The following is a 24,118-nucleotide window of genomic DNA, read 5'->3' as shown; positions in this document are numbered from 1 at the left end:
CCCTTTTTCTCTCCAGACCCTGATGGAGCGTCCCTCCCTTGAACTTCGACGGACTGTTCTCCAACTTCGGAGAACTCACCACGACCGGCCTGACGCAGGGTGCGATCTACGCCCTGGTCGCGCTGGGTTACACGCTGGTCTACGGCGTGCTGAGACTCATCAACTTCGCCCACTCCGAGGTCTTCATCGCCGGCGCGTTCGCGGCGATCTGGACCTGGAACGGATTCGGCCTCAACCAGGACTCGCAGGTCAGCGGGCTCGGCTCGATCATGTTCTACCTGCTCGTGGCGATGATCGTCGCGGCGATCGCCTCGGCGGGCACCGCGACGATCATCGAGCGGGTGGCGTACCGGCCGCTGCGTAAGCGCAACGCGCCGCCACTGGCCTTCCTCATCACCGCCATCGGCGCGTCCATCGCCATCTCCGAGGCGTTCGGCGTCTATACCGACCGTCGACCCAAGGGCGCGCCAGTGCTGGTCAGCTCCAAGCCGCTGTTCGAGGTCTTCGGCGTGCCGATCGACGCCGTTCAGCTGCTGACCCTCGGGTCCGCGCTGGTGATGATGATCGCGCTGGACATGTTCATCAACCGCAGTCGGGTCGGTCGAGGCATCCGGGCGGTGGCGCAGGACGCCAACACCGCCGCGCTGATGGGCGTGAACAAGGACCGGATCATCCTGATGGTCTTCATCGCCGGCGGCAGCATGGCCGGCGTCGCCGGTCTGCTCTACGACGTGCGGATCCAGACCCTCACGTACAGCGTCGGCTTCCTGCTCGGTCTCAAGGCGTTCACCGCCGCGGTGCTGGGCGGCATCGGCAACCTGCGCGGGGCGCTCGTCGGCGGCCTGCTGCTGGGCGTGATCGAGAACTACGCCTCCGGCCTGTTCGGCACCCAGTGGAAGGACTTCGCCGCGTTCGCGGTGCTGGTGGTGCTGCTGATGTTCCGGCCGACCGGTCTGCTGGGTGAGTCGCTGGGGAGGGCGCGGGCATGACGACCGTCCTGGAGAAGGTGCGCTCCGGCCGCGAGGCGGCCGGGGAACGGTGGCGCGGCGCGCCGCGCTGGGTGCGCTGGGCGCTGCTCGCCGCGGTGATCGTGTTCTTCTACGCGCTGCCGAACAAGGAGTTCTACCAGTACCTGGGGCCGATCCCGACCCCCGGTGCGAACTTCACCCAGGTGATGTTCACCGTCTCGATCTACGTGCTGCTGGCTGTCGGCCTGAACATCGTGGTCGGCTTCGCCGGCCTGCTGGACCTCGGCTACTTCGGCTTCTTCGCCGTCGGCGCGTACACCGTGGCGGTGCTGACCTCGCCGAGCAGCGACATCAAGACGCTGTGGCCGTGGCTGCTGGCGGTGCCGGTGGCGATCGCGCTGACCATGGTCTCCGGCGTGATGCTCGGTACGCCGACCCTGCGGCTGCGTGGCGACTACCTGGCGTTGGTGACGCTCGGCTTCGCCGAGATGATCCGGATCGGGGCGGTCAGCTCGGAGTTCCTGAAGGGCCAGCGGGGCTTCAACCAGATCCCGCACCCGCCCGGCCAGTACGCCGACGGCAGGCCGGTCTTCGGCGTGCTCGACGCCCGGCCGTACTACTGGCTGGTGCTCACGGTGATCATCCTGGTGGTGATCGGGGTGCGGAACCTGACCCACAGCCGGGTCGGGCGGGCCTGGATCTCGATCCGCGAGGACGAGGACGCGGCGCAGCTGATGGGCGTGCCGACGTTCAAGTTCAAGCTGTGGGCGTTCGCGGCGGGCGCGGCGATCGCCGGGCTGGCCGGCGCGCTCTTCGCCGGCAAGCAGAACTTCGTCAACTCGCAGAACTTCGAGCTGCTGAACTCGATCATCATCCTGGCCGCGGTCATCTTCGGCGGCTCCGGCAACATCGTCGGCGCGATCGTCGGCGGTGGCCTGGTGGCGTACATGATCGAGCGGTTCCGCGGCATCGAGCTGTTCGGCTACGAGCTGTACGAGTTCCGGTTCCTGTTCTTCGGCCTGGTGCTGGTGATCATGATGATCTTCCGGCCCGAGGGCCTGATCCCGAACCGACGACGTGCGGCGGAGTTCAAGGACCGCCGCAAGGAGGTGACCGTCGGTGAGTGACACCGAGCAGACGCCGGCCGTCCCGGCGCAGGCCGGCGCGCCGGCCGTGGAGACGGTGCCCACCCGGGAGCCGCTGCTGGAGGTCGACAACGTCACGCTGCGCTTCGGCGGCGTGGTCGCGCTGAACGAGGTGGACTTCACCCTCTACAAGGGGGAGATCCTCGGTCTGATCGGGCCGAACGGCGCCGGCAAGACCACCTGCTTCAACGCGATGACCGGCATCTACCAGCCCACCGAGGGGCAGATCCGGTTCCGTGGCCAGAAGATCAGCGGCAAGAAGCGGCATCAGATCACCAAGATGGGCATGGCGCGGACGTTCCAGAACATCCGCCTCTTCCCCGAGATGACCGCGCTGGAGAACGTCCTGGTCGGCGCGGACGCGCACCACAAGACCAGCGTCATCTCCGCGCTGTTCCGCCTGCCGCGGTACTGGAAGGAGGAGCGCGAGGGCCGGGAGAAGGCCGAGCGCCTGCTGGAGTTCGTCGGCATCCGCAACCGGATGCACGAGTTCGCCCGCAACCTCTCCTACGGCGAGCAGCGGCGGCTGGAGATCGCCCGCGCGCTGGCCACCGATCCGGTGCTGCTCTGCCTGGACGAGCCGGCCGCCGGCTTCAACCCGGCGGAGAAGGAGGAGCTGCTCCAGCTCATCCGGCAGATCCGGGACACCGGCGTGACCGTGCTGCTCATCGAGCACGACATGCGCCTGGTCATGGGGGTCACCGACCGGATCGTGGTGCTGGAGTTCGGAAAGAAGATCGCCGAGGGGCTACCCGCCGAGGTGCGGGAGAACCCGAAGGTGATCGCGGCGTACCTGGGGGTGCCGGACGATGCTGCTTGAGATCGACGACGTGAGCCTGCTGTACGGGCGGATCCAGGCGCTGCACGGCATCAGCCTGACGGTGGACGAGGGCGAGATCGTCGCCCTGATCGGCGCCAACGGCGCCGGCAAGTCGACCACGATGCGGGCCATCTCCGGGATCCGCCCGGTCGCCAGCGGGAGCATCCGGTTCAACGGTGAGGACATCACCAAGCTCCGGGCCGACCTGCGGGTCAGGCGGGGGCTGTGCCAGGCGCCGGAGGGCCGGGGCATCTTCCCGGGCATGACGGTGCTGGAGAACCTGGACATGGGCGCCTACACCCGGCGGGACCGGGCCGGCATCGCCCAGGACCTCGACCGGGTGCTGAACCTGTTCCCGCGCCTGGCGGAGCGGCGCAAGCAGGCCGGGGGTACCCTTTCCGGCGGCGAGCAGCAGATGCTGGCCGTCGGCCGGGCGCTGATGAGCCGACCGAAGCTGCTGCTGCTCGACGAGCCCTCGATGGGTCTGGCACCGATGCTGATCCAGCAGATCTTCGACATCATCACCGAGATCAACGAACAGGGCACCACCATCCTGCTGGTCGAGCAGAACGCCCAGCAGGCCCTGGCCCGGGCGCACCGGGCGTACGTGCTGGAGACCGGCCGGATCGTCAAGAGCGGGACCGGTGCGGACCTGCTGCACGACCCGGCGGTCAAAGAGGCATACCTCGGCGTGGCCTGACCGGCCGCCACCCCTCATCGCAAGGAGAACGACATGTTCCACATCTCTGGTGGCCGCCGGGCCGTGCTCGGCGCCGCGGGTGCCGCGCTGCTCGCCCTCTCGCTCGCCGGTTGCGGCGAGAAGGAGAGCACCGAGCAGCCCGGCGCCGGACCCAGCGTCACCGCCGCCGCCGACTCGGCGTTGGCGGCGAAGGTGCCCGACGCCATCAAGGCCGACGGCGTGATCAAGGTCGGCACCGACTCGACGTACGCCCCGGCGGAGTTCCTCGACGCCGACGGCAAGACGGTCGTCGGCTTCGACGTCGAGCTGTTCAACGCCGTCGCGCAGAAGCTCGGCCTGAAGGCCGAGTACGAGTCGGCGCCGTTCGACTCGATCCTGCCCGGCGTGGACTCCGGCAAGTACGAGGTCGGCGTCTCCTCGTTCACCATCAACGCCGAGCGGATGAAGACCGTCAACATGGTCAGCTACTTCTCCGCCGGCACCCAGTGGGCGACGAAGGCCGGCAACCCGGCCAAGATCGACCCGAACGACGCCTGCGGCAAGAAGATCGCCGTGCAGGTCGGCACCGTGCAGCTCGACGACATCACCGCCCGGTCGAAGAAGTGCACCGACGCCGGCAAGCCGGCGATCACCATCGACCAGTACCAGGCGCAGAGCGACGCCACCGCCGCGGTGGTCAGCGGCAAGGACGACGCCATGCTGGCCGACTCGCCGGTCGGCGCGTACGCGGTGAAGCAGAGCAACGGCCAGCTGGAGCTGCTCGGCGACATCTACGAGTCGGCCCCGTACGGCTACGCGGTGAAGAAGGACCAGGCCGCGTTCGCCGAGGTGCTGAAGGAGGCCGTGCAGGCGGTCATCGCCGACGGCAGCTACGAGACCGCGCTGAAGAAGTGGGGCGTCGAGGGCGGCGCCATCACGACCCCGGCGCTGAACCCGACCAGCTGACCCATGTCGGTCGAAACAGACACACCCGAGCGGGCACGGCCGGAACCCATCCAGGCCGTGCCCGTGCGGCATCCCGGGCGGTGGGTCGCCGTCGCCGTGATCGGGGTGCTGGTGGCCATGTTCGTCCACCTGCTGGTGACGAACAAGGCGTTCAACTGGTCGTTCATGGTCGACGAGATGTTCCGCCCGCCGATCATGGAGGGGGTGCGCGGCAGCATCGCGCTGCTCCTGACCGCCATGCTGATCGGCATCGTGCTGGGCATCGTCCTCGCCATCATGCGGCTGTCGGAGAACCCGATCCTGCGCGGCGTCGCCTGGGCGTACACCTGGTTCTTCCGGGCGGTGCCCCGGTTGGTGCTGGCGATCCTCTTCGGCAACCTGGGCATCCTCTGGGCGCGCATCGAGTTCGGGCTGCCCTTCGACCGGCAGATCGGTGCCCTGTTCGGGGTCGACGACTTCGAGGCGCGGCTGTTCGGCTTCTCCGCCTTGGAGGTCCTGACCGGCTTCGTCGCCGGCATGCTGGCGCTGGGCCTCTCCGAGGCCGCCTACATGGCGGAGATCGTCCGGGCCGGCATCCAGTCGGTCGACGAGGGCCAGACCGAGGCGGCCCAGGCGCTGGGCATGCGGCGGGGGCAGATCCTGCGCCGCATCGTGCTGCCGCAGGCCATGCGGGTGATCGTCCCGCCGACCGGCAACGAGACCATCGCCATGCTCAAGGACACCTCGCTCGTCGCCTTCGTGCCGGTCTCGACGGAGCTGTTCTTCCAGCTCAGGGCCGTCGGCAGCCGGACCTTCCAGGTCTTCCCGATGTTGGTCGCGGCGACCATCTGGTATCTGCTGCTGACCAGCGTGCTGCTGGTCGGGCAGTACTACCTGGAGCGGCACTTCTCCAAGGGCGTCGGGCGCAGCGGGCGGGCGAAGACGAAGCTGCGCGGGATCACCGCGGAGGCGGGCGGCGCGACCGGGAAGGTGGACGGCGGATGACCGAGGTGACGGTGCCGGCCCAGGCCGGCGCGCCCACGGCGGAGTCCGGGCCGATGGTCCGGGCCGAGCAGGTGCACAAGTCGTTCGGGTCGGTCGAGGTGCTCAAGGGCATCGACCTGGAGGTCCGCAGCGGCGAGGTCTGCTGCCTGCTGGGCCCCTCAGGCTCCGGCAAGTCGACGTTCCTGCGCTGCATCAACCACCTGGAGAAGATCAACGCTGGTCGGATCTGGGTGGACGGCGAGCTGATCGGCTACCGCGAGCGCGGCGGGAAGCTGCACGAGATGCGGGAGAAGGAGGTGGCCGCCCAGCGCCGTACGATCGGCATGGTGTTCCAGCGGTTCAACCTCTTCCCGCACATGACCGCCCTGCAGAACGTCGCCGAGGCGCCGGTGCTGCTGGGCCGGGAGAAGAAGGCCGCCGCCCGTGACCGGGCCGCCGCCCTGCTGGAGCGGGTGGGGCTGGGCGACAAGCTCGGCAACTATCCCGGTCAGCTCTCCGGCGGCCAGCAGCAGCGGGTGGCGATCGCCCGGGCGCTGGCCATGCGGCCGAAGCTGATGCTCTTCGACGAGCCCACCAGCGCGCTCGACCCGGAACTGGTCGGCGAGGTGCTCGACGTGATGAAGGACCTGGCCCGCGACGGCATGACGATGATCGTGGTGACCCACGAGATCGGCTTCGCCCGCGAGGTCGGCGACTCGCTGGTCTTCATGGACGGCGGCGTCGTGGTCGAGTCGGGCAACCCGCGCGAGGTGATCGCCAACCCCCGGCACGACCGGACGAAGGCGTTCCTGGCCAAGGTGCTGTGACGGGGACGCCGGCGCGGCCGTACGGGCCGCGCCGGCGTCCGCCCCGTGCCGATGGCATGCCGATGGCGGTCGTGCCGGTGTCCCGAACTGTCGGGGCGGGCGGCTAGAGTCGCTCGCGTGACAGCTACGACGCCCCGCCTGCTCCTCGTCGACGGACACTCCCTGGCATACCGGGCGTTCTTCGCCCTGCCGGTGGAAAACTTCTCCACCACCACGGGTCAGCCGACCAACGCGGTCTACGGCTTCACGTCCATGCTGATCAACGTGCTGCGCGACGAGCAGCCGACGCACATCGTCGTCGCCTTCGACGTCTCCCGCCGTTCCTTCCGCACCGAGAAGTACGCGGAGTACAAGGCCGGCCGCAGCGAGACCCCGACCGACTTCAAGGGCCAGGTCAGCCTGGTCAAGGAGGTCCTCGCGGCGCTGCGCATCCCGGTGGTGGAGAAGGAGGGCTACGAGGCCGACGACGTCATCGCCACCCTCGCCTGCCAGGCCCGCGACCAGGGCATGTCGGTGCTGATCACCACCGGCGACCGGGACGCGTTCCAGCTCGTCGGCGACCAGGTCACCGTGCTCTACCCGCGCAAGGGCGTATCGGACCTGGCCCGGATGGACCCGGCGGCGGTGGAGGCGAAGTACGGCGTCGCCCCGGACCGCTACCGCGACCTGGCCGCCCTGGTCGGCGAGACCAGCGACAACCTGCCCGGCATCCCCGGCGTCGGCCCGAAGACCGCCGCGAAGTGGATCAACACGTACGGCGGGGTCGACGGGGTCGTCGCGCGGGCCGACGAGATCAAGGGCAAGGCCGGCGACAGCCTGCGTGAGCGGCTCGCCGACGTGATCCGCAACTACGAGATCAACTGTCTCGTCTCCGACCTGGAGCTGCCGCTGCGCCCCGAGGACGCCCGCTGGGAGGGATGGGACCGCGAGGCGGTCCACCAGGTCTTCGACACCCTCGAGTTCCGCATCCTGCGCGACCGGCTCTACCAGTACCTGGAGGCCGTGGAGCCGGAGGCCGAGGCCGGCTTCGACCTCACCGGCGAGGTGCTCTCCGAGCCCGGGGCGGTGGCCGGGTGGCTGGAGACGCACGCGCCGGCCGGCACCCCGGTGGGCGTGGCGGTGAAGCTCGACACCGGGCCCAACCGCCGGCACACCGCCTCCGTGACCGGCATGGCCCTGGCGACCGCCGGCGGCGCGGCGGCCTGGCTCGACCCCGCCACCCTGGAGCCGGCCGACGAGGCGGCCGTGGCGGCCTGGCTGGCCGACGAGGCGCGGCCCAAGGTGCTGCACGACAGCAAGCCGGCCGTGCTTGCGTCCGCCGCGCACGGCTGGCGCCTGGAGGGCATCCTCCGCGACACCCAGATCGCCGCCTACCTGGCCCGCCCCGACCAGCGCTCCTACGACCTGACCGACCTGGCCCTGCGCTACCTGCACCGCGAGCTGCGGGTCGACGCGCCGGAGACCGGCCAGCTCACCCTCGACGGCCTCGGCAACGACGGCGAGGCGGAGCAGAACCTCATGCTCCAGGCCCGGGCCACCCTCGACCTCGCCGACGCCATCGACGCCGAACTCTCCCGCGACGGCGAGCAGTCCGCCCGGCTGATGGCCGGGGTGGAGCTGCCCCTGATGCGGGTGCTCGCCGGCATGGAGCGCACCGGCATCGCCGCCGACACGCACTACCTCTCCGAGCTGGAGGCGCACTTCGCCGCCGAGGTGAAGGCCGCCGCCCAGGGGGCGTACGCGGCGGTGGGGCGCGAGTTCAACCTCGGCTCGCCGAAGCAGTTGCAGGAGATCCTCTTCGGCGAGCTGGGCCTGCCCAAGACCAAGAAGATCAAGACCGGCTACACCACCGACGCCGACGCCCTGCAGTGGCTCCACGCGCAGAACCCGCACCCGGTGCTCGCCCACCTGCTGCGCCACCGGGACGTGGCCAAGCTCAAGACCACCGTCGACGGGCTGCTCAAGTCGGTCTCCGACGACGGGCGCATCCACACGACGTTCAACCAGACGGTGGCGGCCACCGGCAGGCTCTCCTCGACCGAGCCCAACCTGCAGAACATCCCGATCCGCACCGAGGAGGGGCGGCGGATCCGCCGCGCCTTCGTCGTCGGGGAGGGCTACGAGTGCCTGCTCACCGCCGACTACAGCCAGATCGAGATGCGCATCATGGCGCACCTGTCGTCGGACGACGCGCTCATCGAGGCGTTCAACTCCGGCGCCGACTTCCACGCCGCCACCGCCTCGTCGGTCTTCGGGGTGCCCCTCGACGAGGTCACCGCGGACCAGCGGCGCAAGATCAAGGCGATGAACTACGGCCTGGCGTACGGGCTGAGCGCGTTCGGCCTCTCCCAGCAGCTCGGCATCACCGCCGAGGAGGCGCGCGGGCTGATGGAGGACTACTTCGCCGGCTTCGGCGGGGTGCGCGACTACCTCCAGGATATCGTCTCCCGGGCCCGGCACGACGGCTACACGTCGACGATCCTGGGTCGCCGGCGCTACCTGCCCGACCTGGTCAGCGACAACCGGCAGCGCCGGGAGATGGCCGAGCGGATGGCGCTCAACGCGCCGATCCAGGGCTCGGCCGCCGACATCATCAAGGTGGCCATGCTGCACGTCGACACCGCGCTGCGCGAGGCTGGCCTGCGCTCGCGGATGCTGCTCCAGGTGCACGACGAGCTGGTGTTCGAGGTCGCGCCGGGCGAGCGGGAGGCCCTCGAGGCGCTGGTGCGGCGGGAGATGGGCGGGGCCTACCCGCTGTCGGTGCCGCTGGAGGTGTCGGTCGGCGAGGGGCGGGACTGGAACAGCGCCGACCACTGAGCGTCTTCGTTACGGGTGGGTTCCGGGGCAGCCTCACCCGCTCCGGGCGGTCAGGCTTGATCCCTGCGCGGGTCGGGCCGCCCCGGACCCATCGTGGTCGGCGTCGTGTCGGCACGGTCCGGTCCGCCGTACGGTCCCTACCGGGCGTGGTGGCCGGGTCGGTTCACCGGCCCGGCCCCCGGCGTTCCTTCGGCGGGGCGCCGTGCCGCTGCAGGGCCTGCCGGGACCGGCCGCCCGGCGCCGGCAGCGGGGCCTTGAGCGGGTCGTGGCCCCAGTTCATGAGGGACCAGCGCCACTTCGTGTCGCGGACGTCGCCGGAGGGGCGCTGGGCCATGTGCCGGCGGACGTACCCGACGACCTTGCGCATGTGCCGGTAGTCGCCCTCGGACAGCTCGCTGCGCTTGCGCCGCAGCAGACCGATGATCTTCCGGCCGGACTCGTGCCCCACCGACTCGCCGCCCTTGGTGCCCTTCCGCCAGCCGACATGCTTCGACTCGTCGGTCTCCAGCCACGTCGACAGCTCGCCCGGCTTCATGTTCACCGCCTCGGTGAACTCCCGGTAGACGTCCCGGCCCTCGTCACCCCTGCTCATGGCGCAGCACCTCCGGTCGGTGGGCGACGTCCCGACCCGAGTCGTCGTTGCGGATCCGGTACTGCGGGTGCTCCGGGGACGCGTTCACGGCGTGCCCGCGCACGTGCGTCCGGTCGACCAGCTTCTCCTTGACCACGCCGTACGCCCGGCCGCTGTGACTGGCCCAGGAGACGTGGTCACCCTCGCGGAACTCGTTCTGCTCGGCCATGCCGGGCGGGTACCCGGCGTCGATGCCCCGAAACGAGGGCCGGCGCCCCGCCGGGACCCCTCAGGCGGGTTTCTCGGCGACGAAGATGGCAGTGCCGGGGAAGAGGCGGCCGCGCAGCGGGCTCCACTGCCCCCAGATCCCCTCGTGCCCCTCGGGCCACTCCGGCTCGACCAGGTCGACCAGGTCGAAGCCGGCGCCCACGATCTCCCGGATCCGGTCGCCGAGCGTGCGGTGCTGCTCGACGTAGGTGGCCGCGCCGGTCTCGTCCTGCTCCACGTAGGGGGAGCGGTCGAAGTACGAGTGCGTGGCGGTCAGCCCGCCCTCGCCGGGGTCGTCGAGGAAGATCCACCGCATCGGGTGGGTCACCGAGAACACCCAGCGACCGCCGGGGCGCAGCACCCGGAACACCTCGCGCATCACCGCCGCCGAGTCGGCCACGAACGGGATCGCCCCGAACGCCGTGCAGGCGGTGTCGAACGCCGCGTCGGCGAAGGGCAGCGCCAGCGCGTCGGCCTGCACCAGCGGCACGCGTACGCCGGTGCGCGCGGCGGCGAGGGCGGCGTGCCGCAACATGCCGGCGGACAGGTCCATGGCGACCGGCCGGGCGCCCCGGGTGGCGAGCCACCGCGCGGCGGCCGCGGCGCCGCAGCCGACCTCCAGCACCCGCCGCCCGGTCAGGTCGCCCAGCAGCCGTGCGTCCGCCTCGCGCACCCCCTCCGGGCACCAGACGAAGTCGAGGTCGCCGAGGAAGTCGCCGTGCTCGGCCTGGTAGTCGTCGGCGTCGGTGTCCCACCAGTGGCGGCTGGCGCGCCGGGCCTCGGCGTCGCCCACCCGGCGCCGGGTCACCCGGCTGCTGTCGTCGTCCACCCGCTCACGCTAGTGCCTCTTTCGCGGGGCGCGACGGCGGGCGGCGGGCCCCGGGCGCGGCGGAACGGGGGTGGCGCTACGGTCTCCGGTGGTGCCCTTGTGACGGACGCGACAGGCGGGGCAGCTTCCTACCGAAATCTCCGCTTTCGCAGGTGGCGAGGCGGCGAGAGGGCGGGAGGCCTTGCACGCTGTGGTAATGCAGCGGGTAGGCTAGACGATGCGCTCGCGGATCGTGTGCCTCGGCAGGGAGCAGGTGCGCGGTCTCCGGGACCACTGGCGGAGTTACCTCCATGATCTCACTCGATCTTCGGTGTGCCCGGCGACGGATCCGCTGGCGCGAACAGGTCACCGCGACACCAGCCTGCTGTGACACACCATCCGACCGGAGCAACCGCCCACATGACGAGCAGCATCGAGGCCCCCTCGAGCGCCACCCGGGTCACCCACGACGATCTCGGTTCCGAGGAGGCTTTCCTCGCCGCGATCGACGAGACCATCAAGTACTTCAACGACGGCGACATTGTCGAAGGCACCGTCGTCAAGGTCGATCGGGACGAGGTCCTGCTCGACATCGGCTACAAGACCGAGGGCGTCATCCCCTCTCGGGAGTTGTCGATCAAGCACGACGTGGACCCGGCCGAGGTCGTTTCGGTTGGTGATCACATCGAGGCCCTGGTCCTCCAGAAGGAGGACAAGGAGGGGCGCCTGATCCTCTCCAAGAAGCGGGCGCAGTACGAGCGGGCCTGGGGCACCATCGAGAAGATCAAGGACGAGGACGGCGTCGTCCGCGGCTCGGTCATCGAGGTGGTCAAGGGCGGCCTCATCCTCGACATCGGGCTGCGCGGCTTCCTGCCCGCCTCCCTGGTCGAGATGCGTCGGGTGCGGGACCTGCAGCCGTACGTCGGCCGCGAGCTCGAGGCCAAGATCATCGAGCTGGACAAGAACCGCAACAACGTGGTCCTGTCCCGCCGGGCCTGGCTGGAGCAGACGCAGTCCGAGGTGCGCACCGAGTTCCTCAACAAGCTGCAGAAGGGCCAGGTCCGCAAGGGCGTCGTGTCCTCGATCGTCAACTTCGGCGCGTTCGTCGACCTGGGCGGCGTGGACGGCCTGGTGCACGTCTCCGAGCTGTCCTGGAAGCACATCGACCACCCGTCCGAGGTCGTCGAGGTGGGCCAGGAGGTCGAGGTCGAGGTCCTGGACGTCGACCTGGACCGCGAGCGGGTCTCGCTGTCGCTGAAGGCGACCCAGGAGGACCCGTGGCGGCAGTTCGCCCGCACCCACGCGATCCAGCAGATCGTGCCGGGTAAGGTCACCAAGCTGGTGCCGTTCGGCGCCTTCGTCCGGGTGGACGACGGCATCGAGGGCCTGGTCCACATCTCCGAGCTGGCCGAGCGCCACGTGGAGATCCCGGAGCAGGTCGTCCAGGTCGGCTCCGAGGTCATGGTCAAGGTCATCGACATCGACCTGGAGCGCCGCCGGATCTCGCTGTCGCTCAAGCAGGCCAACGAGGGCTTCGTCGAGGGCGAGGAGCACTTCGACCCGACCCTCTACGGCATGGCCGCGACCTACGACGCCGAAGGCAACTACATCTACCCGGAGGGCTTCGACCCGGAGACGGGCGAGTGGCTCGAGGGGTACGACAAGCAGCGCGAGACCTGGGAGAACCAGTACGCCGAGGCCCGTCAGCGCTGGGAGGCCCACACCAAGCAGGTGCAGACCTCCCGCGCCGCCGACGCCGAGGCCGCTGCCAACCCGGTTCCGGCCGTCACCGGTGGCACCACCACCTCGACCAGCGCGGCCCCGAGCCGGCAGGCCGAGGAGCCGGCCGGCACCCTGGCCACCGACGAGGCGCTCGCCGCTCTGCGGGAGAAGCTCGCCGGCGGCAAGTGACCCGCTGAACGACGGACGAGGGCCCCGTCCCCGCGATCGAGAGATCGCCGGGGGCGGGGCCCTCGCCGTGCCCACCCTCCCGCCCCTGCGTCGGCCCGAAACGCCGATCGTGGTGAGCTGGTCGGCGCCACGGCCGCTCGGCGCCGTTCCGGCGGCTCCGGGCATCGGGCCGTTCGTGTCGGCGGGGCCGGGCGTCGGGTCGTTCGTTTCGGCGGCTCCGGGCGCCGGGCCGTTCGTTTCGGCGGGGCGGGGCCGGGTCGGTCCGTGCCGGGCGCGGGGCACCGGTTCGGTTTGGCGGGGCGGGGAAGATCGGGTTGACTGGTCCGGTGCTGATGGTGGGGTTGACCGGGGGGATCGGATCCGGCAAGAGCGCGGTGGCGTCGCGGCTGGCCGATCGGGGCGCGGTGGTCATCGACGCCGACCAGGTGGCCCGGGAGGTGGTGACGCCGGGCACCGAGGGACTGGCCGAGATCGTCGCGGCCTTCTCCGACCGGGTCCTCGACGCCGGCGGGGCCCTCGACCGGGCGGCGCTGGGCGCGGTGGTCTTCGCCGACGAGGCGGCCCGGCGCCGGCTGGAGGGGATCATCCATCCCCGCGTACGGGCCCGCACGGCCGAACTGGCCGCCGCGGCGGGGTCCGACGCGATCGTGGTCAACGACGTGCCACTGCTGGTGGAGGTGGGGCTTGCGCCCACGTACCACCTGGTGGTCGTGGTGCAGACGGCGGTGGCCACCCGGTTGGCGCGGCTGGCCCGCGACCGCGGGATGGACCGGGCGGAGGCCGAGCGGCGGATCGCCGCGCAGGCCGACGACGCCCGACGCCGGGCCGCGGCGGACGTGGTGCTGACCAACGACGGCAGCCTCGCCGACCTGCACGCGGCGGTCGACGCGCTGTGGCAGGAGCGGCTGCTGCCCTACGGGGCGAACCTGCGCCAGCGGCGACCGGTGCGACCGCACCGCGTCGTGCTGACCGAGGCCGACCCGACCTGGCCGCAGCAGTACGCGCGGCTCGCCGCCCGGATCCGCCACGCGATCGCCCCCGCTGACCTGCGGATCGACCACATCGGCTCCACCGCGGTGCCCGGCCTCGCCGCCAAGGACGTGATCGACATCCAGCTCACCGTGCCGACCCTCGCCGACGCGGACGGCCCGCTGGCCGAGCGGCTCGCCGCCGCGGGCTTCCCGCGCCTGCCCGGCGACTGGTGGGACAACCCCCGACTGCCCGGCAGCGGCCGGTGGGAGAAGCGGCTGCACGGCAGCGCCGACCCGGGCCGCCCCGTGTACCTGCACGTCCGCGCCGTGGACTCGCCCGGCTGGCGGTACGCGCTGCTGATGCGCGACCACCTGCGTGCCGACCCGGACCAGCGGGCGGCCTACCTGCTGCTGAAGCGGGAACTGGCCGCCTCGGCCCCGGACAGCGCCACCTACACCACGGCGAAGGACCCGTGGTTCGACGAGGAGCACCTGCGCGCCGAGGAATGGGCGGCGCAGACCGGCTGGCGCCCCTGACCGGTCACCGGCCGCCGTCGCCGGCGCGGCGGGGTCCTGACGTCGCCCCGGCGGCGATCCTGACCCCGGTCGGTCACCGCCCGGCGGCCGGCGCTTCCGGGCGCTGCGGCGCCGGCCGGGCGGCGGGCCACCGGGGCACCGCGCCGGGGGCCAGGTCGAGCTGGGCCCAGGCGCCCGACCGGGTACGCAGCTCCACCCGGCGCAGCACGCCGGACCGGTCGATCCAGTAACGCAGCAGCGCCCCGGACGGGCGCAGCTCGACCACGTCCACGGTCCTGCCGGAGAGGCTGTCCCCGCGCACCCGGAGGGTGGCGTCCCGCGACGCGGTCGACCGGGCGGCCCGCAGCGCCGCGTCGAGCAGCAGGCCCAGGTCGCCGGCGCGCGTCGGGTCGGCCCGCCAGCCCCGGGCGGGCGGCGGCAGCGGAGGCCGGCCGGGGGCCTCCACCGTGCCGGGAACCGTCGTGGCGGGGACCTCCGCCCGGGTCACGTCCGTCCCGTCGACGCGCAGCAGCGCCCGGCGCTCCGGTGCGCCGAGGTCGGCGACGGCCACGTACGCGGCCCGGCCGGTCCAGCTCACCCAGCCGGCGCCGCGCAGGTTGGTGCCGGCGGCCAGAGGCGCGGTGAGGGTGACGGCGGCGCCGCCGGCGGCGCGGAGCCGGGCGGGCAACCGGTCCAGCCGGTCCCGCTCCCCGGCGGTCAGGGCGCGGGGCTGCCCGGGCCGGCCGCCGAGCGCGTCGACCGGCCGCAGCGTCGGCCGGTCGGTGCGGATGAGCTGCACGGTGACCGGACCGACGCCGGGCAGTCCGGTCTCCAGCCGGTGCAGGCGGGCGTCGCGGTCCAGCCAGTAGCGCGGGTGGTCGCCCGTCGCCGCGGACGCGGGTGGCGGTGGCGTGCCCGGGGCCGGCGGTGCCTGGAGGATGTCGACCGGCTCCGCCCCGACGGTGGCGCGGCCCACCCAGCGGGCGGCCTCCGGGGGCTGCTCGGGGCGGTCCGCGCCGAGCCGGAAGAGCAGGTCGAGCACGGCGGCGACCCCTCGCCCGCCGGACGGGTCGTGCAGCCGCCAGCGGTCCGCTGGCGGCACCAGCGGAGGCGGTGCGGCGGTGGGCACCGCCGACGGGTCGGGCCGCAGCACGGCCACGGTCGGCGTGGCCTGCAGCAGGCCGCGTTCGGGGCCCGCGCCGGGCCCGCCGACGTCCAGGTAGACCAGCGGCCGGGACCAGTCGACCCAGCCGACCAGTTCGATGCGGTCGGACCCGGTGCCCGTCGTCACCCGCACCCCGGCCCGCAGGTCGCGGTGGTTGGTGACCCGCATCGCGGCCAGCCGCTCGCGCTCGTCACCGGTCAGCGCCCGGGACGGCTCCGACCGGTCGGGCGACCAGCTCAGCAGCCCCGCGACCAGCGCCGCCGCGGAGAGCACGGCCACGACCGCGAGCACCAGCAGGGTGGTGCGCCGGCGGCCGGTCAGCACCCGCGGGACGGCCCCGGTGTGGGCGTCGTCGTGCGGCGGGTGGTCCCGCGGCGGGGAGGTCTGGTCGGGACGGGCGGCCCGGGCGGCGGAGGTGTCCACGGATGGTTGAACGGGATTCACCGTCGCGGGGTGACGAGCAGGGGCGCTCGCGGCGGCCGGTCAGCGCCTCGGGCGCGACCACGTCGGGTGCGCACGCCGGGCGTGCCGGGTGCTGCGACCCCTGTGCCGGGGGCGGGCCGGCCGCTGAGGGCCTGGCCGCCTGCCCGGTCGGCCGCCGCGAGCGGCCTACACCGAGAGCGTAGTCCCGTGAGATCGGCCACACAATGGTAATATCGAAGCCGATCAGGGACCGTCCGTAGTCGGCGCGGGTGTCGGACCCCCGGCGTACCGTTGAGGTCATGGCGCTCGACATTCCCCGGCTCGACGGCCGCTTCCAGGTCGTCAGCGACTTCCAGCCGGCCGGCGACCAGCCGGCGGCCATCGACGACCTGGAGCGTCGGGTCCGACGCGGCGACCGCAACACGGTGCTGCTCGGCGCGACCGGCACCGGCAAGAGCGCCACCACGGCGTGGCTCGTCGAGCGGTTGCAGCGGCCGACGCTGGTGCTCGCGCCCAACAAGACGCTCTGCGCGCAACTGGCCAAGGAGTTCAGCGAGCTGCTGCCGCACAACGCGGTGGAGTATTTCGTCTCCTACTACGACTACTACCAGCCCGAGGCCTACATCCCGCAGACCGACACCTACATCGAGAAGGACTCCTCGATCAACGAGGAGGTCGAGCGGCTGCGGCACTCGGCGACGATGTCGCTGCTCACCCGGCGCGACGTGGTGGTGGTGGCCACCGTCTCGGCGATCTACGGCCTGGGCACCCCGGAGGAATACCTCGACCGGGCCGTGCGTGTCGCCGTCGGGCAGGAGCTCGACCGCGACCAGCTGCTGCGCCGCCTGGTCGACATCCAGTACTCGCGCAACGACATGGCCTTCAACCGGGGCACCTTCCGGGTCCGGGGCGACACGCTGGAGATCATCCCGGCCTACGAGGAGCTGGCCGTCCGGATCGAGCTCTTCGGTGACGAGGTGGAGAAGCTCTACTACCTCAACCCGCTCACCGGCGACGTGGTCCGCGAGGTCGACCACCTGCTGATCTTCCCGGCCACCCACTACGCGGCCGGCCCGGAGCGGATGGAGCGGGCGATCCGCGACATCGAGGCCGAGCTGGGCGAGCGGTTGGCCGAGCTGGAGCGGCAGGGCAAGCTGCTGGAGGCCCAGCGGCTGCGGATGCGCACGACCTACGACATCGAGATGATGCGGCAGGTCGGTTTCTGCTCCGGCATCGAGAACTACTCGATGCACATCGACGGCCGGCTGCCGGGCAGCCCGCCGCACTGCCTGCTCGACTACTTCCCCGACGACTTCCTGACGGTCGTCGACGAGTCGCACGTGACCATCCCGCAGATCGGCGGCATGTACGAGGGCGACGCGTCACGCAAGCGGATGCTGATCGACCACGGCTTCCGGCTGCCCAGCGCGGCCGACAACCGGCCGCTGCGGTTCGACGAGTTCCTGGAGCGGGTGGGCCAGATGGTCTTCCTGTCCGCCACGCCCGGCCCGTGGGAGCTGGAGCAGGCCCAGGGCGAGTTCGTCGAGCAGGTGATCCGGCCGACCGGCCTGATCGACCCCGAGGTCGTCGTGAAGCCCACCAAGGGCCAGATCGACGACCTGATGCACGAGATCAAGCTGCGCACCGAGCGCGACGAGCGGGTGCTGGTCACCACGCTGACGAAGAAGATGGCCGAGGACCTGTCCGACTACCTCCTGGAGAACGGCATCCGGGTGCGTTACCTGCACTCCGAGGTCGACACGTTGCGCCGGGTGGAGCTGCTGCGCGAGCTGCGTAAGGGCGACTACGACGTGCTGGTCGGCATCAACCTGCTCCGGGAGGGCCTCGACCTGCCCGAGGTGTCGCTGGTCGCCATCCTCGACGCCGACAAGGAGGGCTTCCTGCGCAGTGGCCGGTCACTGATCCAGACCATCGGCCGGGCGGCCCGCAACGTCTCCGGCCAGGTCCACATGTACGCGGACAAGATCACTCCGTCGATGGCGGACGCGATCGAGGAGACCAACCGGCGGCGGGCCAAGCAGATCGCGCACAACGAGGCGCACGGCATCAGCCCGGAGCCGCTGCGCAAGAAGATCCACGACATCCTCGACGACATCTACCGCGAGGCGGAGGACACGGAGAACAGCCGGGTCGGCGGGGCGGTGCGGCAGCTGTCCCGGGGCAAGGCGCCGGTGAAGGAGACCCGCAGTCGCGGCCGGGCCGGCGGCGCCGGGCCCGCGCGGGAGGGGATGGCCCGGGCCGAGCTGGCCCAGCTCATCCAGGAACTCAACGACCAGATGCTGGCCGCGGCCCGGGAGCTGCAGTTCGAGCTGGCCGCCCGGATCCGCGACGAGGTCGCCGACCTGAAGAAGGAGCTGCGCGGCATGGACGCCGCCGGCGTGAAGTGACCGCCCGGCGGCGGGCTGGCGGCTCCGTCGGCTCCTCGCCGTGCGGTTCCGCCACGACGCCGGCCCGTCGCCGAAGAGCACCGGGCGCTTTCCACCGGGCGTAGGCGGCCCGGGCGCCGGGCCCGGCCGCGCCCGGGTGCCGCACCGCCCGTGACCTGGCCGGCGACGTCTGCGCGTGCGGCACGTACCGGCCCTGACGGGCGGCCGGCGGGTCCCGGTCGGACTAGCCTCGATTGCGGTACGCGAGCAGACTATTGCGCTGGGTGATCGTCCTGCGTACTCTCCCTCGGTGGGGAGGCGGGGATGCCGTTGCCAACGAGTCCGGTCATTCGACGCGCGCGCCTGGGCGCCGAGCTGCGCCAGTTGCGCAGGCGGGAGGGGCTGACACTGGAGCAGGTCTGCGACCGGCTCGGCTGGGCGTCCACCTCCAAGCTGTCCCGCATCGAGCTGGGGCAGAGCCGGCCGGATCTCGCCGACGTCCTCGATCTGCTCGACGTCTACGAGGTGCCGCCGCCGCAGCGGGAGGCGCTCATCGTCATCGCCCGCGACGCCGCCACCAGCCGGGGCTGGTGGAAGGCGCTGGGGGAGATGGGGGAGCGGCAGCGCACCTACGCCGAGCTGGAGGCGGGGGCGGCGGCCATCGTGGACTGGCAGCCCGCCGTCGTGCCGGGGCTGCTCCAGACCCCGGCGTACGCCCGGTTGCGGATCGCCGCCGGCCGGCTGCTCGACCCGACCGTCGACGTGGAGGCCGACGTGCGCGCCCGCGCGATGCGGCACGAGGTGCTGCGGCGCACCGATCCGCCCCGCTACACGGCGGTGATCGCCGAGGCGGCCTGCGAGGCCGACGACATCCCGCCGCAGGTGCGGCAGGAGCAGCTGCGGTTCCTGGTCGACCTGGCCGGCCTGCCGCACGTGACGATCCGGCTGCTGCCCCGGGGCGTCGCCGCGCGGGGCGGGGCGCAGCCGCTCACGCCGTACTCCTGCTATTCGTTCCCCGACCCGGCCGACCCCCGCACCGTGATGCTGGAGGCGTTGACCACCGACGTGCGCCTGGCGACGACGGCCGACGTCGACCGCTACGACCAGCTCACCGGTTGGCTGCTGGACGCGGCGCTCAGCCCGGAGGAGACGAGCGCGGCGCTGAGCCGGCGTGCCGCCGGGTGACCCCCGCCGGGCGCGGCGCCGAGGCGGCGATGCCTGCCGACTGACCCGGCCGCGTGCGAGCAGCGCGGCCGAGGCGCTGCCCGCCGGACATCGCCGCGCGGCCACCGGGCCCGGCGCCCCCGAGCCCGTCGGGACCGGCAGCCGGCGCGTGCACCGCGCAGGGTAGGGCAGGGGTACGACAGCCTCAGGCCGGCACGTCCACGAAGTGCTCGACCAGCGGCGGGTTGGCGAAGTACGGGCCGATCAGCGCCCGCCACTGCGTGAAACGTTCGGTGCCCCGGAAGTTGTCGTTGTGCGCCTCGACCGAGTCCCACTCGACCAGCAGCACGAACCGGGACGGGGACTCCACGCCCCGGGTCATCCGCACCGACCGGCAGCCCGGCGTCCCGGCGAGCACCGGGTGCCCCTTGGCGTACGCGGCGGCGAACTCGTCCTCGTGTCCCGGCAGTACGTCGATGAGCGCGACCTCAAGCACCATGGCCGCAGCCTTTCACGTCGCTGCGGCGGCCCGCCCTCGCGGGGGCCTGTTCCCGGTGGTCGGGCGGATCTAGGGTGGGCGCGCGGAAAGGGGAGAGGCATGATCGACTGGCTCACCGGCACGGCGTTCACCGTGGCGGGCACCGGCACCACCCGCGCGGAACTGCTGGGCTTCGCCACCGGGGTGCTCAACGTCTGGCTGGTGGCCCGGCAGCGGATCGCCAACTGGCCGGTCGGCATCGCCAACGTGCTGCTGCTGATGCTGCTGTTCTGGACCGCCGGCCTGTACGCCGACGCCGGCCTCCAGGTCGTCTACGTCGTCCTGGGCCTGTACGGGTGGTGGGCGTGGCGCTACGGCGGCGAGCGGCGCAGCCGGCTGACGGTCCGCAGGACGAGCCGCCGGGAGTGGTGGGCGCTGGGGCTGGCCGGGGTGGCGCTGACCGGCGCGCTGTGGGCGCTGCTGGACCGGGCCACCGACTCGACGGTGCCGCTGCCGGACGCGCTGACCACCGCCCTGTCGCTGCTGGCCACGTACGGGCAGACCCGCAAGCGGGTGGAGAGCTGGTGGCTGTGGATCGCGGCCGACCTGATCTACATCCCGCTGTACGCCTACAAGGGCCTGTACCTCACGGCGGCGCTCTACCTGATCTTCCTCGGCCTCTGCGTGCTCGGGCTGCGCGAGTGGCGGGCGGACCTGCGGCGCGGCGCCGGTGCGACCCGGGCGCCGTCCGGTCCGGCCCCGGTGGCGGCGTGACGGGCCCGACGCCGGCCGACGGACGCCCGGCGGCGGTCGGCGGCGGCGCGGCCGGGCCGGCGGCGCCGGAGTTCCGGCACGGGCTGGTGGTGGGCAAGTTCTATCCGCCGCACGCCGGCCACCACGCGCTGATCGAGGCCGCCGCCGCCCGCTGCGCGGCCGTCACCGTGGTGGTGGCGCCGTCGCGCCGGGAGTCGGTCCCGCTCGCGCTGCGGCTGGACTGGCTGCGCGAGGTGCACGCGGGCACCCCGTGGGTCCGCTTCGTCGGCCGGTACGACGACCACCCGGTGGACTACGCCGACCCGGCCGTGTGGGACCTGCACTGCGCGGTGTTCCGCGAGGCGCTGGGCGGGCGGCGGGTGGACGCCGTCTTCTCCTCCGAGTCGTACGGCGAGGAACTGGCCCGGCGCTTCGACGCCGTCGGCGTGTGCGTGGACCAGGGGCGGCGGCGCGTGCCGGTCTCCGGGACGGCGGTGCGCGCGGACCCGGCGGGCCACTGGGGCCGGCTCAGCGCGCCGGTGCGGGCGTGGTTCGTGCGGCGGGTGGTGGTGGTCGGCGCGGAGTCCACCGGCACCACCACGATGGCCGCCGCCCTCGCGGCGCACTACGGCACCCGGTGGGTCCCCGAGTACGGCCGGGAGCTGACCGAACGGAAACTGGCCCGGCTGCGCGAGCGTGACCCGGCGGCAACGATCTTCGACGTGTCCTGGGATCGCGACGACTTCGCCGAGGTGGTCCGGGAGCAGCAGGCGGCGGAGGACGCGGCGGCCCGGTCGTGCGGCCCGCTGCTGTTCTGCGACACCGACGCCCGGGCCAGCGCCGTGTGGGAGGAGCGCTACCTCGGGTCGGCGTCGGTCCAGGTGCGCGCGGCGGCCCGGCGGCCCGCGCTGTACCTGCTGACCGACCACGTCGGGGTGCCCTTCGACGACGACGGGCTGCGCGACGGGGAACACCTGCGGGCGTGGATGACCGGGCGGTTCCGGACGGAGTTGGCCGGGTGCGGGGTGCCGGTGGTCGAGCTGACCGGACCGCATCCGGAGCGGCTGGCCCGCGCGGTGGCCGCCTGCGACGCGCTGCTCGCGGCCGGCTGGCCGCTGGCCGACCCGCTGGTGCCCGCGGGGTCGCCGGCGGACCCGCGCGACCCCGCCACCCAGGAGCACTAGCCTCCTAGGATGCTCTACGCGCAGTGCGCTCAGCCTCACCGGGAGGGTCGGCGGCCGACGGTGGGCGAAGACACGGGCAGCCCGGGGTGCGGTGACTGGGCGCGGTGGGCAAGAATGGCGGACGAGGAGGGGAGTATTCCCCCGTGACGGAGTCGTCAGCACGGTCGAGCGTCGGTCCCCGGTGCGCGACCCGGCCCCGTCGGTCACCGCCCGCAGGACGGTGACGGAAGAGACCTCCGACAGTCACCAGAGTCAGCGTCACCGGCACACCGCGCCCACCGAGGGCGTACGGTGTGCCCGTCGTTGCGTGTCTGCCGGAGGAATGAACCTTGGACGTGTCCGGACTGGTCTGGGCGGGGACCCTCGTCGTACTGACCGCGGTCCTCCTCGTGGATCTGCTGATCATCGGTCGGCGCCCCCACGAGCCGAGTGTGCGTGAGTCGAGCCTGTGGGTCGGCTTCTACGTGGGCCTGGCTCTGATCTTCGGCGCCGGCGTCTGGCTGGCCTCCGGGGCGAGCGCGGCCGGGCAGTTCTACACCGGCTGGCTGACCGAGTACAGCCTCTCGGTCGACAACCTCTTCGTCTTCGTGATCATCATGGCGCGGTTCGGGGTGCCCCGGCAGTACCAGCAGAAGGTGCTGCTCATCGGCATCGTGCTGGCGCTGGTCATGCGGGGTGGGTTCATCGCCGCCGGCGCGGCCCTGATCTCCCAGTTCTCCTGGGTGTTCTACATCTTCGGGGCGTTCCTGATCTACACCGCGATCAACCTGGCCCGGCAGGGCGAGCCGGACGAGGACGAGTTCAACGAGAACGTGCTGATCCGGTGGAGCCGCAGGGCGCTGCCGATCTCGAAGGACTACGACGGCGCCAAGCTGACCACCCACTCGCCGAAGGGCAAGCGGATCTTCACCCCGATGCTGATCGTCATGATCGCCATCGGCACCACCGACCTGATCTTCGCGATCGACTCGATCCCGGCGATCTTCGGTATCACCCAGGAGCCGTACCTGGTCTTCACCGCGAACGTCTTCGCGCTGATGGGGCTCCGGCAGCTCTACTTCCTGCTCGGCGGCCTGCTGGACCGGCTGATCTACCTGACCCACGGCCTGGCCGTGGTGCTCGGCTTCATCGGCGTCAAGCTGGTGCTGGAGGCCCTGGCCGGCAACAACCTGCCGTTCGTCAACGGTGGGCAGCACGTCTCCTGGGCCCCGCACATCCCGATCTGGCTCTCGCTTGTCGTCATCCTCGGCACCCTCGCCGTGGCGACCGTCGCCAGCCTGGTCAAGTCCTCCCGCGACCGGCGCCGCCTGCTGTCCGACGCCCGCCGCTGAGGCGTACCCGCGCGACGAGGGGGCGCTCCCGGACCGGGAGCGCCCCCTCGTGCCGTACGCGGGTCAGACCCGGTGCGCGCCGACCAGGGTGGCGGTGCGTTCGGCCGGCAGCCGCTCCTCCAGCACCCGACGCTGGAGGTAGCAGGCGTGCAGCATCCGCCGGTCGTCGCCGGGACGGGGGTCGGCGGTGACGATGCCGATGTGGTGGATCTTCCGGCCGGGCCGGGCGAAGAAGTAGAGGTCGCCGGGGCGTTCCGTGCCCAGCGGCACCGGCGTGGTCGCCGCGGCCTGGTCGTCGGCGTCGCGCGGCAGCAGCACGCCGAGCCGCCGCCAGGCCAGGTGGACCAGGCCGGAGCAGTCGATGCCGTACGCGGACACGCCGCCCCAGATGTAGACGACGTCGAGCAGCCGCTGGGCGACGGCCAGCACCTCCCCGGCCGACGGGGGCGTGGTGGGCACCGGCACGGCGTGGGCGGCGGGCAGCCAGAGCGGGTCGGCGTGCCCGGGCGCGTGCACGGGGCGCCAGCCGTCGGCCGCCGGGCCGGCCGGGGCCAGCCGGGTGCCGAGGACCACCCCGGGCACGACCTCGGCCCCGCCCGGGGCGGTACGCAGGGCGGTGACGGTGGCGTCGACCACGAGCGCCTCGGCGTCGGCGGGGCCCGCGCCCGGGGCGAGCTGCTCGGCGGGGAGCCAGCCGGGGTAGCCGCGCGGGTGCAGCCCGGGGGCCGACTGCTCGACGGCCACCACGTGCGCCCAGCCGTCCGGGCGCACGTCGGTGACGAGCACCCGCTCGCCGAGCAGCAGTTGGCTCAGCACGCAGTCGCCGACCTGCTGGTCGGTGTCCAACCCGGAGATCCAGGCCGCGATGTCGGTGCGCGCGGCCAGGGCGGGACCGTCGACGGGTCGTACCGCCTCGGGAGAGGTCCAGAGGGTCGCGACGGCGACCCGGACCACGGCCTCCCGGCCCGGTTGCAGCTCCACGTCCACCCCCAGCTCGATCGTTC

Annotated in this window: 21 protein-coding genes; 15 read left to right on the top strand and 6 right to left on the bottom strand. The window is 72.4% G+C overall.

Annotation, left to right across the window (positions count from 1 at the left end):
• Nucleotides 1–38 precede the first annotated feature (38 nt).
• The 8 genes from ABT006_RS22445 (at nucleotide 39) to polA (ending at nucleotide 9,185) form a co-directional block, all read left to right on the top strand.
• Nucleotides 39–989 carry a branched-chain amino acid ABC transporter permease gene (locus tag ABT006_RS22445; RefSeq protein WP_350709239.1) on the top strand — a complete coding sequence of 317 codons (951 nt, stop codon included), beginning with the start codon at nucleotides 39–41 and terminating at the stop codon, nucleotides 987–989.
• Complete coding sequence (locus ABT006_RS22440; protein WP_350709237.1) at nucleotides 986–2,095, top strand: branched-chain amino acid ABC transporter permease; 1,110 nt, start codon at nucleotides 986–988, stop codon at nucleotides 2,093–2,095. Before ABT006_RS22445 ends, ABT006_RS22440 begins: the two co-directional genes overlap by 4 nt.
• Nucleotides 2,088–2,933, top strand: coding sequence for an ABC transporter ATP-binding protein (locus ABT006_RS22435; RefSeq protein ID WP_502891016.1), 846 nt, complete (start codon nucleotides 2,088–2,090; stop codon nucleotides 2,931–2,933). The genes ABT006_RS22440 and ABT006_RS22435 overlap by 8 nt, the downstream gene beginning before the upstream one ends.
• Nucleotides 2,923–3,633, top strand: a complete 711-nt coding sequence (locus ABT006_RS22430; RefSeq protein ID WP_350709235.1) for an ABC transporter ATP-binding protein — start codon at nucleotides 2,923–2,925, stop codon at nucleotides 3,631–3,633. The genes ABT006_RS22435 and ABT006_RS22430 overlap by 11 nt, the downstream gene beginning before the upstream one ends.
• 33 nt (nucleotides 3,634–3,666) lie before the next feature.
• A complete protein-coding gene (locus tag ABT006_RS22425; RefSeq protein WP_350709233.1) occupies nucleotides 3,667–4,578 on the top strand; it encodes an ABC transporter substrate-binding protein in 912 nt (303 codons plus the stop codon).
• Between the two features lie 3 nt (nucleotides 4,579–4,581).
• Nucleotides 4,582–5,562, top strand: a complete 981-nt coding sequence (locus ABT006_RS22420) for an amino acid ABC transporter permease (RefSeq protein ID WP_350709231.1) — start codon at nucleotides 4,582–4,584, stop codon at nucleotides 5,560–5,562.
• A complete protein-coding gene (locus ABT006_RS22415) occupies nucleotides 5,559–6,368 on the top strand; it encodes an amino acid ABC transporter ATP-binding protein (RefSeq protein ID WP_350709229.1) in 810 nt (269 codons plus the stop codon). Before ABT006_RS22420 ends, ABT006_RS22415 begins: the two co-directional genes overlap by 4 nt.
• 117 nt (nucleotides 6,369–6,485) lie before the next feature.
• Nucleotides 6,486–9,185 carry a DNA polymerase I gene (gene polA / locus ABT006_RS22410; protein ID WP_350709227.1) on the top strand — a complete coding sequence of 900 codons (2,700 nt, stop codon included), beginning with the start codon at nucleotides 6,486–6,488 and terminating at the stop codon, nucleotides 9,183–9,185.
• Between the two features lie 163 nt (nucleotides 9,186–9,348).
• Here the strand turns inward: polA and ABT006_RS22405 are convergent, their stop codons facing one another.
• Genes ABT006_RS22405 through ABT006_RS22395 form a run of 3 tightly spaced genes read right to left on the bottom strand, consistent with a single transcriptional unit; the run spans nucleotide 9,349 to nucleotide 10,852 of the window.
• Complete coding sequence (locus tag ABT006_RS22405; protein WP_350709225.1) at nucleotides 9,349–9,777, bottom strand: DUF3140 domain-containing protein; 429 nt, start codon at nucleotides 9,775–9,777, stop codon at nucleotides 9,349–9,351.
• Nucleotides 9,764–9,985: a hypervirulence associated TUDOR domain-containing protein gene (locus ABT006_RS22400; protein WP_350709223.1), complete on the bottom strand. Its 222-nt coding sequence runs from the start codon at nucleotides 9,983–9,985 to the stop codon at nucleotides 9,764–9,766. Before ABT006_RS22400 ends, ABT006_RS22405 begins: the two co-directional genes overlap by 14 nt.
• 60 nt (nucleotides 9,986–10,045) lie before the next feature.
• Nucleotides 10,046–10,852: a class I SAM-dependent methyltransferase gene (locus tag ABT006_RS22395; RefSeq protein WP_350709221.1), complete on the bottom strand. Its 807-nt coding sequence runs from the start codon at nucleotides 10,850–10,852 to the stop codon at nucleotides 10,046–10,048.
• 399 nt (nucleotides 10,853–11,251) lie between these two features.
• On the opposite strand from ABT006_RS22395, the gene rpsA reads away from it, so the two are divergent.
• Complete coding sequence (rpsA, locus tag ABT006_RS22390) at nucleotides 11,252–12,742, top strand: 30S ribosomal protein S1 (RefSeq protein ID WP_350709219.1); 1,491 nt, start codon at nucleotides 11,252–11,254, stop codon at nucleotides 12,740–12,742.
• A gap of 326 nt (nucleotides 12,743–13,068) precedes the next feature.
• Nucleotides 13,069–14,250 (top strand): dephospho-CoA kinase, encoded by a 1,182-nt coding sequence (coaE, locus tag ABT006_RS22385; RefSeq protein WP_350709380.1) that lies wholly within the window; start codon nucleotides 13,069–13,071, stop codon nucleotides 14,248–14,250.
• Between the two features lie 73 nt (nucleotides 14,251–14,323).
• Here the strand turns inward: coaE and ABT006_RS22380 are convergent, their stop codons facing one another.
• A complete protein-coding gene (locus ABT006_RS22380; RefSeq protein WP_350709217.1) occupies nucleotides 14,324–15,817 on the bottom strand; it encodes a hypothetical protein in 1,494 nt (497 codons plus the stop codon).
• A gap of 299 nt (nucleotides 15,818–16,116) precedes the next feature.
• Here ABT006_RS22380 and uvrB point away from each other — a divergent pair, with 299 nt between their 5' ends.
• A complete protein-coding gene (gene uvrB, locus ABT006_RS22375) occupies nucleotides 16,117–18,225 on the top strand; it encodes an excinuclease ABC subunit UvrB (RefSeq protein WP_350709215.1) in 2,109 nt (702 codons plus the stop codon).
• A 303-nt stretch (nucleotides 18,226–18,528) separates the two neighbouring features.
• Nucleotides 18,529–19,389, top strand: a complete 861-nt coding sequence (locus ABT006_RS22370) for a helix-turn-helix domain-containing protein (RefSeq protein ID WP_350709213.1) — start codon at nucleotides 18,529–18,531, stop codon at nucleotides 19,387–19,389.
• A 184-nt stretch (nucleotides 19,390–19,573) separates the two neighbouring features.
• Here the strand turns inward: ABT006_RS22370 and ABT006_RS22365 are convergent, their stop codons facing one another.
• Nucleotides 19,574–19,867, bottom strand: a complete 294-nt coding sequence (locus tag ABT006_RS22365) for an antibiotic biosynthesis monooxygenase family protein (protein WP_350709211.1) — start codon at nucleotides 19,865–19,867, stop codon at nucleotides 19,574–19,576.
• Nucleotides 19,868–19,966: 99 nt separating this feature from the next.
• Here ABT006_RS22365 and pnuC point away from each other — a divergent pair, with 99 nt between their 5' ends.
• The 3 genes from pnuC (at nucleotide 19,967) to ABT006_RS22350 (ending at nucleotide 23,114) form a co-directional block, all read left to right on the top strand.
• Entirely contained in the window at nucleotides 19,967–20,620 is a 654-nt protein-coding gene (gene pnuC / locus ABT006_RS22360; protein WP_350709209.1) for a nicotinamide riboside transporter PnuC, read from the top strand.
• A complete protein-coding gene (locus tag ABT006_RS22355; protein ID WP_350709207.1) occupies nucleotides 20,617–21,783 on the top strand; it encodes an AAA family ATPase in 1,167 nt (388 codons plus the stop codon). The genes pnuC and ABT006_RS22355 overlap by 4 nt, the downstream gene beginning before the upstream one ends.
• 329 nt (nucleotides 21,784–22,112) lie before the next feature.
• The gene (locus ABT006_RS22350) at nucleotides 22,113–23,114 is read left to right on the top strand and encodes a TerC family protein (RefSeq protein ID WP_350709205.1); all 1,002 of its coding nucleotides are present in this window, start codon (nucleotides 22,113–22,115) and stop codon (nucleotides 23,112–23,114) included.
• A 63-nt stretch (nucleotides 23,115–23,177) separates the two neighbouring features.
• On the opposite strand, the gene ABT006_RS22345 is transcribed toward ABT006_RS22350, so the two are convergent.
• Nucleotides 23,178–24,095: a C40 family peptidase gene (locus ABT006_RS22345; RefSeq protein ID WP_350709203.1), complete on the bottom strand. Its 918-nt coding sequence runs from the start codon at nucleotides 24,093–24,095 to the stop codon at nucleotides 23,178–23,180.
• Nucleotides 24,096–24,118 lie beyond the last annotated feature (23 nt).

Source organism: Micromonospora sp. NPDC002717 (assembly GCF_040295705.1).
GTDB lineage: Bacteria > Actinomycetota > Actinomycetes > Mycobacteriales > Micromonosporaceae > Micromonospora.
This window is presented reverse-complemented; position numbering and strand designations above follow the sequence as displayed.

Coding starts and splice junctions, on each gene's coding strand:
- ABT006_RS22440 (WP_350709237.1), top strand. CDS start 986: ATGACGACCGTCCTGGAGAAGGTGCGCTCCGGCCGCGAGGCGGCCGGG.
- ABT006_RS22430 (WP_350709235.1), top strand. CDS start 2,923: ATGCTGCTTGAGATCGACGACGTGAGCCTGCTGTACGGGCGGATCCAG.
- ABT006_RS22425 (WP_350709233.1), top strand. CDS start 3,667: ATGTTCCACATCTCTGGTGGCCGCCGGGCCGTGCTCGGCGCCGCGGGT.
- ABT006_RS22420 (WP_350709231.1), top strand. CDS start 4,582: ATGTCGGTCGAAACAGACACACCCGAGCGGGCACGGCCGGAACCCATC.
- ABT006_RS22415 (WP_350709229.1), top strand. CDS start 5,559: ATGACCGAGGTGACGGTGCCGGCCCAGGCCGGCGCGCCCACGGCGGAG.
- ABT006_RS22405 (WP_350709225.1), bottom strand. CDS start 9,777: ATGAGCAGGGGTGACGAGGGCCGGGACGTCTACCGGGAGTTCACCGAG.
- ABT006_RS22400 (WP_350709223.1), bottom strand. CDS start 9,985: ATGGCCGAGCAGAACGAGTTCCGCGAGGGTGACCACGTCTCCTGGGCC.
- rpsA (WP_350709219.1), top strand. CDS start 11,252: ATGACGAGCAGCATCGAGGCCCCCTCGAGCGCCACCCGGGTCACCCAC.
- uvrB (WP_350709215.1), top strand. CDS start 16,117: ATGGCGCTCGACATTCCCCGGCTCGACGGCCGCTTCCAGGTCGTCAGC.
- ABT006_RS22370 (WP_350709213.1), top strand. CDS start 18,529: ATGCCGTTGCCAACGAGTCCGGTCATTCGACGCGCGCGCCTGGGCGCC.
- ABT006_RS22365 (WP_350709211.1), bottom strand. CDS start 19,867: ATGGTGCTTGAGGTCGCGCTCATCGACGTACTGCCGGGACACGAGGAC.
- pnuC (WP_350709209.1), top strand. CDS start 19,967: ATGATCGACTGGCTCACCGGCACGGCGTTCACCGTGGCGGGCACCGGC.